12 protein-coding genes are annotated in these 14,149 nt (G+C 44.3%); 5 read left to right on the top strand and 7 right to left on the bottom strand.

The window, feature by feature from the left end:
* The first annotated feature begins 236 nt into the window (after positions 1-236).
* Positions 237-881, top strand: coding sequence for a response regulator (locus tag AC1DCV_RS33800; RefSeq protein ID WP_477027316.1), 645 nt, complete (start codon positions 237-239; stop codon positions 879-881).
* On the opposite strand, the gene AC1DCV_RS33795 is transcribed toward AC1DCV_RS33800, so the two are convergent.
* Complete coding sequence (locus tag AC1DCV_RS33795; protein ID WP_477027315.1) at positions 868-3,879, bottom strand: sensor histidine kinase; 3,012 nt, start codon at positions 3,877-3,879, stop codon at positions 868-870. The genes AC1DCV_RS33800 and AC1DCV_RS33795 overlap by 14 nt on opposite strands.
* 245 nt (positions 3,880-4,124) lie before the next feature.
* Here AC1DCV_RS33795 and AC1DCV_RS33790 point away from each other — a divergent pair, with 245 nt between their 5' ends.
* The 4 genes from AC1DCV_RS33790 (at position 4,125) to AC1DCV_RS33775 (ending at position 7,316) form a co-directional block, all read left to right on the top strand.
* On the top strand, positions 4,125-4,376 hold the full coding sequence (locus AC1DCV_RS33790; RefSeq protein ID WP_477027314.1) for a hypothetical protein: 252 nt from the start codon (positions 4,125-4,127) through the stop codon (positions 4,374-4,376).
* Positions 4,377-4,555: 179 nt separating this feature from the next.
* Positions 4,556-5,236 carry a hypothetical protein gene (locus AC1DCV_RS33785; RefSeq protein WP_477027313.1) on the top strand — a complete coding sequence of 227 codons (681 nt, stop codon included), beginning with the start codon at positions 4,556-4,558 and terminating at the stop codon, positions 5,234-5,236.
* 60 nt (positions 5,237-5,296) lie between these two features.
* The gene (locus tag AC1DCV_RS33780; protein WP_477027312.1) at positions 5,297-6,589 is read left to right on the top strand and encodes a T9SS type A sorting domain-containing protein; all 1,293 of its coding nucleotides are present in this window, start codon (positions 5,297-5,299) and stop codon (positions 6,587-6,589) included.
* A gap of 169 nt (positions 6,590-6,758) precedes the next feature.
* Entirely contained in the window at positions 6,759-7,316 is a 558-nt protein-coding gene (locus AC1DCV_RS33775; protein ID WP_477027311.1) for an alpha/beta hydrolase, read from the top strand.
* Between the two features lie 135 nt (positions 7,317-7,451).
* Here the strand turns inward: AC1DCV_RS33775 and AC1DCV_RS33770 are convergent, their stop codons facing one another.
* The 6 genes from AC1DCV_RS33770 to gwsG all read right to left on the bottom strand — a co-directional run bounded on the left by AC1DCV_RS33770 (position 7,452) and on the right by gwsG (position 14,105).
* Positions 7,452-7,877 carry a VOC family protein gene (locus AC1DCV_RS33770; protein ID WP_477027310.1) on the bottom strand — a complete coding sequence of 142 codons (426 nt, stop codon included), beginning with the start codon at positions 7,875-7,877 and terminating at the stop codon, positions 7,452-7,454.
* Positions 7,878-8,229: 352 nt separating this feature from the next.
* On the bottom strand, positions 8,230-9,621 hold the full coding sequence (locus AC1DCV_RS33765; protein WP_477027309.1) for a beta-barrel domain-containing protein: 1,392 nt from the start codon (positions 9,619-9,621) through the stop codon (positions 8,230-8,232).
* Positions 9,622-9,625: 4 nt separating this feature from the next.
* Entirely contained in the window at positions 9,626-11,839 is a 2,214-nt protein-coding gene (locus AC1DCV_RS33760; protein ID WP_477027308.1) for a peptidase domain-containing ABC transporter, read from the bottom strand.
* Positions 11,836-12,945 (bottom strand): grasp-with-spasm system SPASM domain peptide maturase, encoded by a 1,110-nt coding sequence (gene gwsS / locus AC1DCV_RS33755; protein ID WP_477027307.1) that lies wholly within the window; start codon positions 12,943-12,945, stop codon positions 11,836-11,838. The genes AC1DCV_RS33760 and gwsS overlap by 4 nt, the downstream gene beginning before the upstream one ends.
* The gene (locus AC1DCV_RS33750; protein ID WP_477027306.1) at positions 12,932-13,147 is read right to left on the bottom strand and encodes a hypothetical protein; all 216 of its coding nucleotides are present in this window, start codon (positions 13,145-13,147) and stop codon (positions 12,932-12,934) included. The genes gwsS and AC1DCV_RS33750 overlap by 14 nt, the downstream gene beginning before the upstream one ends.
* Positions 13,122-14,105, bottom strand: a complete 984-nt coding sequence (gwsG, locus tag AC1DCV_RS33745) for a grasp-with-spasm system ATP-grasp peptide maturase (protein WP_477027305.1) — start codon at positions 14,103-14,105, stop codon at positions 13,122-13,124. Before gwsG ends, AC1DCV_RS33750 begins: the two co-directional genes overlap by 26 nt.
* Positions 14,106-14,149 lie beyond the last annotated feature (44 nt).

Genomic DNA, 14,149 nt, shown 5'->3' with positions numbered 1-14,149 from the left:
TGTCACTGTTTATTCAATATACATGTAGTATTTACACTACACGAAAAGTATTACGGGGCATCCCAAACCGGACGTTTTGCTATTTCCGTTTACTCATATACTTATCTGAGGGAACGATGAGGCAGGATGGTCCGGTAAAAAAAACTACACCCACTGTCATATATATACGAAGAAAAAAATGTTAATTTAGCGTCGACAAACAACTATGCTAGCCCGATCCCTAACTTGGAATAGAAATGAAGAATGTACTAATAGCAGATGATCACGCCATCGTAAGACTTGGTATGAAACAAATTATCTGCTCACTGCCTGGAGCCATGTCTGTTGCCGAAGCTAAAACCTTTGATGATGCCATTTCTCTTATTGAAGCCAACAACTTCGACCTCGTGATATTGGACATTAATATGCCTGGCGGGAACAACCTGCAAATGATTTATGCGGTAAAACTACGGCAACCCGATATCAGGATCCTGGTTTTTTCTGCGTACGATGAAATACTATATGCCCTTAACTACCTCAAGGCAGGTGCGGATGGCTATATCGAAAAAAATTCCCCGGATGAGGAATTCAGAACGGCGATCAATGCCGTATTGATGGGTGAAAAGTATATCAGTAAGGCTGTCCGGGACCAGTTGATAGGCAAATTTACCGGGCAACGGGAGCAGCACAGCAACCCTTTTGCGGTGCTTTCTCCCCGGGAAATTGAAGTCATGAACCTGCTTACAAAAGGGCACTCCCTGATAAAAATCGGGGAAATACTTCATTTGCAGTTAACAACCGTCAGCACTTACAAAACGCGGATCTTTGAAAAAGTAGGCGTAAAAAATATGATCGCCCTAATGGAAAAAGCACAGATGTACCAGGTAACTAGCCACCATTAAGGTGAAGCTGCAAAGATACACTGGTGCCTCCATCAACGCCCGGATAAGCTAACAACTTACCGTTTATCACTGTCAGCAATTCCATGACCAGGATCAGTCCAATCCCGCCACTGCCGGAATACCCGGGATCTTCATTTCTCATGTGATTGATCCAGTCTCTTACTGCCGGCGGCATGCCTGTACCGGTATCCAGCAAATGTACGGTCAATATGCGGTCATCTCTTTCAGCGGTTAATTTCACATACCCCCTGGCGGTATATTTTACGGCATTGTCTAACAGGTTATGCAACACAACCGCCAGTAACAGCTTGTTTACCTTCACCACCATTCCTGGCGAAATGTGATTGATGATCTGTATATTCTTTGACGTGGATACCGGCCTGAAAATTTCCATTTTTTCTTCCATTAACTGGTAAATGTCCACAGCTTCTTCCGAAAATTCACCGGTCAGGAAAGAGGTCCGCATGTAATGTATCAGGTTATCTACCAGGTGATGCATGCGGTAAAGACTATCATACGTCACTGTTTTTATTTCCTTCTCCTGTAGCACACCGGACAATGGTTCATCTTTATTAACCCTGAGCAAAAATCGCAGCGGCGTTTTAATATCATGGGTGATGGCTGCCAGCAAACGTTCGTGCATAAAACTCTGTTTACGCAATTGCTTGTCTGACTCACTGAGTATCGTCATTGTTTCTTCCAGCTCCCGGGTACGACTCATTACCTTTAATTCCAATTGCCTGTTCTTCTCCCGGATATGCCTGATGCGTATTTTGTAAAATAACACGACCAGGCAGATTAACAGGATGAATACCGCCAGCCTGAACCACCCTTTTTCATAAAAAGCCTGCTGTATATGAATGGCGATTACCTTTTCAATATACTGATCTCTCCCAAATCCTTTCAGCTTCCTGATATGGATACGATACTCCCCTGATGGTAACGAGGTAAAAGTAATTGTTCTGTCGCTGCTCACCGGCAGCCATATCAGCTGTTCTTCTTCCTGGTCCTCTTTTTCCAGGGAATAATAAAACTGCAGGTTCCGTGAATCACCAAAATACGGCGAACTGACATGTATCCGGAAGGTTTGAAAATTATTCGGCAGATCGAAACGCTCTCCCGGCGCCGTTAATTTCAGGTTGTGTTCCGCCCAGTCTAAATAAATTCCTTTATCAGGTATCTCCATACGGATGGAAGACGGGTCAAACTGCACCAAACCATCGATCGATGGTAATGAAACATCGCCATTCTCAAATTGAAAAGCACAGGGCTCACAGCCTCCATTAAACTCGTTTGTATTAAAACCCTGGTCCTTTCCGAAATAATAATAAAATAAATCCCGCTGCTTCCCTTCCGCGAAATCGAGGGCATCCTGTCGCCGGATCCTGAATAATCCTTTGTTGGTTGTCAGCCAGAAATAACCATCATCATCTTCCGTGATACAATGGGTGGTAGACATATACCGCTGCCGGTCCTGCGGCAGCGCCACCAGTTTTTCATTCCGGTAAAGAAAAACGCCCAGGTTATAGGTAGTGATCCAGACTTCCCCTTCTTTGGGAATATAAATACTTCTTACAGCTCCCCGTTCCAGACCTTTGATGGTATCTGTACGTCCGGATGGCAAATGTACCCGGTATAGTCCATTACCGGTACCTATCCATAAAACCCCTGGTTTCCCTTCTTTTATGAAGGTCACATCTTCAACAGCAGCCGGGAGAAGTTGTAATCCCTGTTCCGGCTCACCTGTTTTCATATAGTATAGTCCGGGCCATTTTCCCCCTACCCATAAAATTCCATCCCGGTCGGTATACACCTGCCCGATAAGAAATGGTAATTCAATTTTGCGCAATACCTGGCTAAAGTCCGGTGATACACAAACCAGCGTCAGTCCTGATCTCCCCCAGTACTTCCCCTGCTTATCCCGGGTAAGCGCATATTTCTCCAGCACACTTTCCTTATTGAATGACAATGGCAGCCAACTGTATTTTCCGTTCTGGTTAAAAACGAGCCCGGAAGTTGTTACCACCGCATTTCCCGGAAAAGGAGCCTGTGCGTAAAAGACTTCAGTTCCTGAAGTATTCGTTTTGCGCACCGTGAATTGTTGCCGGGTACAGATATAGAGCCCCCTCGTGGAACTTCCCAGGAAAAGCTTACTGTTAAGCTGATTATAATAGATCGAAGTAATATAGTTTTGGTGAAAATCAAAATCCCTCAGCACTATCGAACTGTGCATACCTCCCCCTGGCTCCGGCTGCAATTGATAACAGTTGTTACCTGTATAAACAAAAACCTGGTGCGTTGCCAGGTTCCAGAACAATTCCATCTCACATTTACCAAAAGAGGGATCAGATAACAGATCCCCTGTAAGCCATACTTTTACTTGCCGGTCTTTTTCCCAGCCTATTATGCTCCCATCTTTTTTTAAATAAAAAAGTTGCTTACCGAAAACAAACAAATGCAACAGGTCGAGCTGAGGCTGTATGATGTGGTAGGCTACCTTTTCCTGCTTTACAAAAGAGATGGTATCATGCGCTACCGCAAAATAACTGTCCGTCCCCCCCGGTATAACAACAGGTCGTTCCTTTGCAAAATGTGCGGCATAATCATCGGGCCATCCCCTGATGGGGTAAAACTCATTCCTGGTAGCCTTGTATTGCTGATACTTATATCCCAACAGCTCCTTTCCTATACGCTTTACCGTACTTTCCGTCACCGTTAATATCTGCTCTATATCCGTTTCTACAGTGATGGCGGTATCATTAGGATAGATCCTGGACATCCTGCTGCTTTTCAAACCGGGTAGGTTATCGCTGTTGAAATTGAGAAAATAATTGCCATCAAACCTTGTTAATCCGTTTTCCGTGGCCAGCCACAAAAAGCCGTTCTTATCCGGTACAATGCCTTTGATGCTGTTTTGCGGCAGACCATCTTCGTCAGTAAAACGTTTTATAAAATAATGCGCTGTTGTGTCCATTGAAACAATAGGCACTGTTGGCATAAAATGCAATAAAGATAGGTGGAGGCAGAAAATAAGGTTCATCTTCGAAATAAAAACAGTAACAACATGACACTAGAATATCACAACAATACAACATCCTCTGCAATATTTTCTTTATTACGCCCGGTGAAGATATAAAATATTCTTATTTTGTTTGGAAAGTAGCCTATTCATAATAGCGTGTATTGATATTACGCTTCATTGACCGACATCAACAAAATAATTTAATACCCGGAATTTTGCCCATGAAACAAAAAAAACTAACAGCACTAACAGACCAGGAATTGCTACAGGAAGCAAAAAAAATAAAATCAATTGCTATAACTAATGCTGTATTAATTGGCTTCCTAATAGGAATTGTATTTTTCAGCGCTATGAAAAACAGTTTAGGCTTTCTTACACTAATACCTTTGTTTTTCGCATATAAATTGATTAATAATTCAAAGTATAATCAGAAAGAATTAGAAAATCTTTTAAAAGAGCGAAATTTGAAATAAACAAATCCACGTAAGTTTTGATAGGTCGCTAAAAGCAAAAACCCGCAATAATAGCCGAAGACGCCCCAACACATACAATTAATTCCACATATCAATAATTTTCCGTAAATTCCATACATCTTTAACCTTCAAACCAATACCCTATGAAGAAGCTCTACTTGTTTGTAATCTGTATTTTTATGGTTACAATAGTTTTTGCCCAAACAAATGAACCCTATAATTTCCCCGTAAAGCCGGGAACGGAGCAATGGAAAAATTTAAAGACCCATGATGAGATGTTGGCAGTATGCCAGCTCCCTCAAAGTTATTTAGAACAAAGTACAACTTCTGCCCTGGTAAAAACCTGTTTGAATTATCCAATGCTGTTGGAATTTATGGCCTACGATAATTTTTTGTCAGGCATTGATACGGTCATTTCTCATTTTAATGGTTTTCAGGAACTCCTAAAGCGTAAAGATAACGCCCGATCACTGCAGGAGGAATATGCCGGAATAACGACGGACGCTGTTGTATCAGGCAGCAAAAAGCAGGAAGAGAAAGGATTGTATGCTTTTCAGGTAATATTGTTAGAGCGCATACTATGTAAAGAAAGGGTATTGCAAAACAGTAATGCCCGCAGCCAAAAAGAATTGGAAAGCCTGGCATATGCAAAGATGCTAAGCATGGGCAGATATAAAGAAGTTTTTGGTGAAATAAATAAAGTATCCACCTCATTTCTGTTGGGAAACATGATGAAGAAAAACAGCCCCGATGTGTTTACTGATGACGAACTTATCGGCAGTTTTTTAAAGACAGGCAAGCTATATAAAGCGGAAACAGTCAACAAAATTGTTGAGAAGTACAAATCCACTATCAAATAACATTAGCAAGTGCTTGTATTACTTTTTGTTTCMACCATCACAACCAAAACCCTTTTCCGTATGAAAAATACTCTTTTTCTCTTAAGCATTTTGTCTTTCAATAGTGTCTTTAGCCAAACACCTACAACCATATATACGCCTAAAGGAACAGCCGTTCAGGCGTTAATTATTCCGGAAATGTCCGCCGCACAGATAACAACCCTCAATGCACAGGTAGCTTCGCAGTATCCAAACGCGCAAAGAATGGACGATGCTTCGGCAACTTATAATTGCCATGGATATGCATGGCATATTACCGAAGGAGGCTCGCGTGTATGGTTAAATACGCCCGGAGATGATACTTACTGGAATGATGGAAGCTATAATGAAGTTACTAATACCAGTACTTATCCGGCCAAGGTATCCTATGCAAGTGATGATCACTCTGCCGTCACAACAGCACAGGCGGATGTATTTATATCAAAGTGGGGATCGTGGCCATTGATGAAGCATAATAAAAACTATACCCCCTACAATTCATCTGTACTTAAATACTATGCTTGCCTGCCAACTTCTCTCACTGTTTCCGGCCCTTCCGGTTTCTGTAGTTCCGCTACTTATACTGTACCTGAATTGCCGGCAACAGCTGCAGTTACCTGGACTGCCACCCCAGCTGGAATTGTAAGTTTTACGCCAAACGGAAATAGCGTAACCACGAACATGAGCACTAGTGGTAGCCTGACGTTGACGGCAGGAATCCAAAATAGCTGTGGCAGAACAACCAGTGCAGCCAAAGCTATTACTGTCGGCAATTACTCTCCGGGAGATTATCCTATATCCGGTCAAACCTCCCTATGCGCCAATACGGTAACAACCTACAGCACGAATAGCCTGCCAAATGCCACCAGTTATAATTGGATCATTCCGGCAAATGCACTGAACAATGGCTGGTCAATAGTATCCGGACAGGGAACCAGAGTTCTTACAGTGATTACCGGCTCAGTATCAACCACCGTTCGATTGAAGGTGCCGAACAACTGTACTACAAATCCGGATGGACTTGCTCCCGCCATGCTTTTTGTAAATATAAATTCCTGCGGGGCTTTAAACTTTTCCATTTCCCCCAATCCAGCGACAAATGTTGCCACTGTTGAGCCTAATGCTTCGATGACGGCTTCAGCAAAATCACAGCAACAATACCCGATTACCCAAATCAATTTGTACGACCAGCAGGGTAATTTAAAACGGCAACAAAAATTCACGAGCAATTCCACAAGGGAACAGGTAAACATTTCCGGTTTAAATCCGGGTATGTATTTTGTTGAAATTGTCACCACCAATAGCAAAGAGAAGCATACACTGATAGTTAGATAATAAACTATATACCGGAGAGAGGTCATGTTCTTCCCACAATGACCTCTCCCTGTTTCATTCAACAACGCAGGAACTGGTCTGTCGTCTGAATATCGGCGTATTTCATTTAGCCTTTTGTTATCGATACTAAATTAAAGTGGGCGTTTTAACTAATTAAAATTAAGAGACGATGAGCTACGAAATATTATTTATCCAGGGTGCAGGCAACGTAACAACAGAAGAGGAACAAGTAATTGTAGACGCACTAAGAGCTAACCTCGGCGATGAGTTTACCGTTATATATCCACCCATGCCCGATGCTGACTACCCCACATATCTGTCCTGGAATGAAGTTTTAACAACTAATCTCAAAAAATTATCGGGCAAAGTGATCCTACTCGGTCATTCCCTGGGAGCCTCTATCATATTGAAGCATTTTTCCAGTGCACCCGTTCCTGATAAAGTAATAGGAATGATCTTATTCGGCCCGCCCTATTGGAAAGATCAGAATTGGGATGTGTCAGAATACGTAATAGCCGATAATTTCCTGGCTAACCTCAGCAAACTGAAGAACATCTATTTTTACTACTCTCTTGATGATGAAGTAATTCCTTACGCACATCTGGAAGCCTACCAGCAACTACTTCCACAGGCCAACTGGAGGATCATCTCAGGCGTAGACCATTCCTATCATGGCGCGATAACGGATATGATTAAAGATGTACAGGAACTGGCATCCCAATCTTAATAACGAATAATATTTAAGGCGGTCTGTGTTGAAGTAGCCTTCAAATATTATTGCCCCTTCTTTATCTCAGGAAACCTGTAAAACATTCTGTGAAGGTTTACAACTTGTAAAATACAATAAGGTGCATGCAAATAATTACTTAAGCTCCTCGCTTAACCCCACCATAATACCTTCGGGACCACGGACGTAGGCGAGTCGATAGCTATCCCCATATTGCACCACTTCTCCCACCAGTTCAGCGCCGTGGGTAAGCAGACGCGACACCACTTCATCAATATCATCGACAGCAAACATGATACGGCGGATTCCGAGTTCGTTTACCTGAGCCTTCTCAGGACCAGTCCTGATGGCGTCCGGCGTGTGGTACTTGTCCAGCTCAATTCTTCCGTGGCCGTCCGGAGTGCGCATAAACACAAGAGTAGCACGGACATTCTGAAGGCCAATAAGACGATCTACGGAAGGGCCCTCAACGATCGTTTCGCCTTCCAATTCGAATCCGAGATCAAGAAAGAAGGCTTTTACAGCTTCAAGATCGTTGACTACAATGAGGACGTTGTCCATTCGTAGCAATTTACTTTTTGTCATGGTTCTAAATTATCATTTATTATGTAACTCATTGTTCAATTATCATCAAAGGTAGCCGGATAAGGAATAGGATAAGCAGTGCGTTTAAGACAATATGTGTGGGTATTTGCGACAATTGGAGGGGGAATTTTCCTGAATAATAAATGGTTGCCAATCTACCACTTATTAGGCGGTGGCCTGAAAGATGCAGGTTGGAACAGGGAGCATATGCTTTAGCGCTGAAACTACAGGCAATAACACCGGGGAGCAGCTCAATACCCGACCGTTATTGAATCAGTGTTCAGGAGATGTTCTGCGTTACAACAATATCACCCCGCCATCATCTTTTTCATTTATTTATTTTTGAGGCACTCTCCATCAGGCGTTGCAGCAGGTTTTTGTCTTTTGTAATAATGCGGATAGTTCCATTCATTTCCGGTGTAAACGCTATCCGCCGTTGATAGCTGGTAACCAGGCTATCGCCCAGCTGCACATACACCCTGTATTGAGGTGCCTGATCTGATTCCTGGCGACTGTTGGCCTGGGCTGTTGATGAAATAAAAACCACCTTTCCTTCCAGGTATCCATATTCGTTATACGGAAATTGGTCCAACAGGATATGCGCCTGCTGCCCTTTGTTGATCTTGCCAAAATTAGCGGAAGGAAATAAAGCGGACGCGATGAAGGAAAACTTTTCGGGCGTGATCATATACACATCCTCGCCCGATGCCAGCACATCATTGGCCTGCACAGACCTCAGCTCGTGTACAAGTCCCTTATAAGGCGCAACAAGCAGGTATTTCAGCTTCCAGCCCTGGATAAAGTTCTGCAGGTTTCGGGTCTGCTCTTCGATATCCAGCAACAGCACCTGCTCCTTTTCTGCACGTTCATAGGTCACCTCCGCTAAAAGTTTCCTGTTTTCATTTTCAGAGATAGCAGATTGCAGTTTTGCTGAACGCTGATTCTGCCATTCCTTCTTTTTTAGCGTATACTGATCCAATGCTTCCAGGTATTCCTTTTTTGAGATCACTTTATCATCAAATAAAGACTTATAGGCTGCAAGCATATCTTCCCCTCTTTTCAGCTCTTCATTTGTCAGCGATTTGCTCTGATCTGCAATAGAGGCCAGATCCCTGTAGTTACTCTTTTGTGATTGCAATACACCGATGCGCTTTGAATAGATGGCCTGATCTTTCAGTAAAAGCAAGGCGCTCGTACTTTCTATAAGTTTATTATAATGATCCTGGGCATCTCCCAATGATACCAATTCGTGTGCTCTGAAATCTGCCAACGCATGAAAGTCTTTTTGATTCAGTGCAAGACGTATCCTGTTACAAAGGCTGTCCAGTAGTCGGATATTACCTAAGCCTGTATTATTCTCCATTTCCGCCAATATCTGTCCATCGCTTACAAGGTCGCCCTCCTTACCGGTTACCTGCAAAATACGCCCGCCCGCCAAAGCCTTAATTTTTACCGGCAGTGGTGCTGTAGTGATCAATGCTTTTCCTTCCAGTGTATCCGGGTATTTTATAAAAGCAGCAATGGAGAACAACAACATCACGATCAGCAAAAAGGACAGTATGCCCCAACGCATGATCCAGGAAGGGGTACGCGCCAGGACATCTTCAAATTCGGGTGAAGTATTGCCCACGCTGATATGGCGCGCTATTTCGGCGGGAATTATTCTTTCCGGCTTGGTTATTTGCCCCGCATCATTTGTAGTATTTATTGGTTCTTTCATGTTATTATCCTCCCAACTCCAGTTGATTTTTTACAAGATGATAATAATACCCTTTACTCAGGCTAAGTTCGTAGTGTCCGCCCTGCTCAACAAGGCATCCATTGTCCAGTACAATAATATTGTCGGCGTTCATGACCGTACTTAACCGGTGTGCAATAACAACCACCGTTTTATTCCTGTAGAAGGCGTCCAGTTTTTCCATGATCTCCCGTTCGTTGTTTGCGTCCAGCGCCGACGTAGCCTCATCAAAGAAGAGTATTTCCGGGTTCTTATAAACGGCCCTGGCAATTAAAATGCGCTGTTTCTGCCCGGTACTGATCCCCATGCCTTCCTGTCCTATTTTGGTGTCGTATTTCAACGGGAGGGCATCTATAAAATAGCTGATATTGGCAGTATCACAGGCTTTCTTCAAACGGGTATAGTCTGGAAGGTCCTCTCCCACCGCAATATTGCCGGTAATCGTATCGTTAAAAATGAATCCCTCCTGCATGACCACACCGCAAAGTTTTCTCCATTCATGCAGATCTGTTTTATGCAACATCTCCTGACCTACACGGATGCTTCCTTTCTGAGGATCATAAAACCGCATCAGGAGCTTTAACAACGTGGTTTTTCCACTACCGCTGGCTCCCACAATGGCCGTTACTTTTCCCGCGGGGATGGTCAGCGTAATGTCGCGCAGCACCGGAGCCATCATTCCATTGTAGGAAAAGCTCACGTTCCTGAGATCGATCGTATGATCTTCGGGAACGGCTACCGGCGAAGGCATTCCTGCTGTTTCCATAGGTACTTCATCTTCTTCTGCATAGGTTTCCATCAGCCTGTCCAGGCTGATGCGCGCATCCTGCCACTCCTTGATAATTGAAACCAGTTGCAATACAGGGCTATTCAACTGCCCGATGATATATGACACGGCCAGCATGGTACCAAGCGTAACCTGTCCGTCTATCACCAGTTTGGCGGCATAGAAACTGATCAATATGTTCTTGGTTTCATTAATGATCCTGGCGCCAATACTCTGCGCCTGCTCCAGCCGCAGTGCACTGATGCTTACATGATATAATTTGATTTGTATGCGTTCCCAACTCCAGCGCTTCGGCAGCTCCGCGTTGTATAACTTTATCTCCTGCATACCACTCACCAGCTCATATATCTTGCTGTTGTTTTCACTGGCATAGTGAAAACGCTTATAGTCCAACCTGGACCTTTGCTTTAGAAAGAATAGGATCCAGGTAACATACAGCACGCTGCTCCCCAGAAAGATCAGCAAAAGCCAGGCATTATAGTAAGCCAGCACCAGGCTATAGGCCAACAGGGTGAAAATGGAAAATACGGCGCTCATCGACGACCGGGTAAGGAAGTTCTGTATACGTTCATGATCGTTGATCCGCTGGAGCAGGTCGCCCTTGATCCTGCTGTCGAAATAACGGATAGGCAGGCGCATCAACTTACTGAAGAAATCTGACACCAGCGATATATTGATACGGCCACTCATGAATAGCAGCATCCAGCTACGCATCAGTTCCAGGAATAGCTGGCCAAGCGTGAGCATCAACTGTGCGATCAATACCAGCCAGATAAAGTTCAGATCCTTCTTGTACACGCCTGTATCTACAATGTTCTGCGTTAAAAAAGGCACCACCAGTTGCAGCAGGGTGCCCAACAGCAGGCTTGCCAGCACCTGCAACATCAGCTTGTGATAGGGCCTGAGATAATGCAGCAAAAAGGGCCTGAAACCGATCTTCCCGCTCTCTTTCTCTTCCTCACCAGATGCAATGCTATAGAACGCAGGCGTAGGCTCCAGTACCATTACAATCCCCTGTGCTGCTCCCTGCCTGGTATCAGCGCCCAGCCAATACTTTACAAACTCGGTAGTGGAATACGTGATCAGGCCCTTTGCAGGGTCCGATACATACACTTTCTTTGAGGTAACTTTATACACCACCACAAAGTGATGCTGCTGCCAATGCAGGATCAGAGGAAGGGGTGCTTCATCTTTTAATTTCTCAAAGTTGATACGTGCTGCCATAGTACGGAACCCGTTCTCTTCAGCAGCCCTGGTCAACCCTTTCAGCGAAGCCCCGTCCCGGCTTGTGTCACTGCTTTCCCTCAGCTGCTTTAACGGCAGCCGTCGTCCGTAGTAACGGGCAATGATTCTTAAACAGGTGGCGCCACAGTCCATAGAATGGCGCTGTCGTTCATGTGGAAATCTGCTCATGGCCGGATAGCTTCTCTTAGTTCGTAATGATCAATGGCTTTTTGTTTCAGCGGATTTGTTGCCCAATTGCTCCAGGTAGCGGTGTAAGGATCATAACCACATTTCAGCGGCTTGCTGTATATATCTGCCGGCTCTTCCAGGTAGGCCCTGCAATCAGTACATACATGCCGGAACTCACAATCCCTGCATTGTTTTACCATTTCCTTGTGAATACCCCATAGGCGCCGGAACACCTCCTCATTGACCACCTGCTTTAACGGGGTATCCGTGATGTTCCCATAATGCTGCTGCATGGAAGGACAATTTTTAATGACCCCCCGTTTGTCTATCGCGATCTTCTTCCACAGACAGGTATTATGTTGCTGCGATTCAAGAAAATGTTGCAGATTAGCCGTGAAGTAAGCCGGCCCGAAAATCCCACAGTGCTTTTCACTGCGGATGTCTTCTTCGGTCTGGCTGATATAAATCTGATCGCCAACGAACAGGTCCACTTTTCTCCGGGGGGCATTGTAACAAACAATGCCACCAATACGCTGATTATAGAAGAAGTAGTCCGTAAGTGTTTTGTTATTTTCGTAGCTATTGTCAAAGGGAACGATAAACTCGATGTTCCGGCAGGGAGTTTCCTCCGTGGTCATCGCCAGCGAAATCAACTCATCAGCATTCATACTTCTGAATACCCTGATCTGTATCGACAAACACCCCAGGTCAATGAGCTGGGGAATAATGGAAGTTGCCGGAACCGGTGACGCATTATCTATATCAATGATCGCATTTTGTATGATCCCGGGAGAATCGATATCAGGAGAGCGTGTTATAAAGCGTGCTGCGTCTGCCATATGATCGCTTAAAAAAATAAATTCTCCTGCTATCATAAATGCAAAGAATTCGTCCAGCGCCAGTTTATTTTCGGGTCCGTATTCGTCATATATAGCCTGGATCTGCCAGCCATGATAGTTATCTATCAGGTCATAGAAGCTACCGGGCACCAGGTAGTAGGCCCCGCGTTGCAGATCACAGAGAAGGGCCCTCTTTGCTCCGGCAGTAATGCTGCCCGAAGCCAGCCGTATCATGTATTTACCGGCAATGTTTTCAGGATCGTTCATTGGCTGTATTTATAATTCTTGAAACAGGTTTATATAATGGGGCTACCTTCAGCAACTGCAGGTGATATTGATGATAGGGCGCATACTTTGAGAAATTGGTATTATTGCCATCTTTCCCAACAAGCAAGGAGATGGTTTTACCATAAAAAGGAGGATACTGCTCCCGGAAATGGCCATCAAAGATCTCTTTCAACGTGCTCATATGTGGTAGAAATTTTTGTTAAGTAAGTGGCTACCTCCCGCTCCAGTTGATAGTTGCAACTGGCACTCATACTTCCAAATTGTCCTACGGGATTCACTTCAAGAAATACAAAGCTGTCGTCAGGGGTTACCAGCATATCGATGGAGCCTGTATTTAAATCCAGTTGTTTCATCAGCAGGCCAATCATATCCTCCATAGCTGATGGGAGCTGATAGGGAACATTCCGGTTGGGTTTCTGATAATTGTAATGCCGCATATCTATACGTGTCAGCGGGTCTTGCTGACTTAAAATGGCCATTGTATAGCACCTGCCATTGATATAAAAAATACGTAGTTCATACTTTTTTTMTACGTATGCCACAAACAGGCCGGGCATAAACCGTTCGGGCAGTTGCGCTATATCATCAGCTGTAAAGAGCGCATTATACTGACGGTACGATATGTTCCCTTCATTAAAAAAACTAACGTCGCTGACAGGCTTTGTCAATATTTTTCCATGTTTAATTGCAAACGCCCTCACTGCGCTTCGCTGGGTAAAGACACCAAATGCAGGTACCGAAAAACCCATGTCCCTGGCTGCATCCATCACCAGCAGGCGATTCATCCTGCTATTGCCATTACCGCTCAGGTTGGGTATTTTCCCCAGCCGGGTATTAAGCAGTTCCAGGATAAAACGGAGCTCCGCCCCCAGCTGTGTGGAAATAGCATCCGGCACATCGCTGCTCTGCCACGTTTCGGAAAAAGCGAAGGCTCCCCTGCGGTACCAGTATGCCTTTATATCGCTGAAGTTCAGTGTCTTGTTCCCTTTAAAATAAAGAACGATGTCATCGTTCTCGATAAAGATGTTTTCGATAACATCTTTATCGCTGACCAGCATCACAGCATGCCCCATTTCCTCTATCCAGCGGATAACTGAAAAAGTGGTGGCATCGCCTTCTCCGGAAAGTATTAATATCATAACCTGCAATAAAAAAGACGAACGTGGTGTAAATACCTGCCGGC

This window comes from Chitinophaga sp. 10T418 (assembly GCF_056394125.1).
This window is presented reverse-complemented; position numbering and strand designations above follow the sequence as displayed.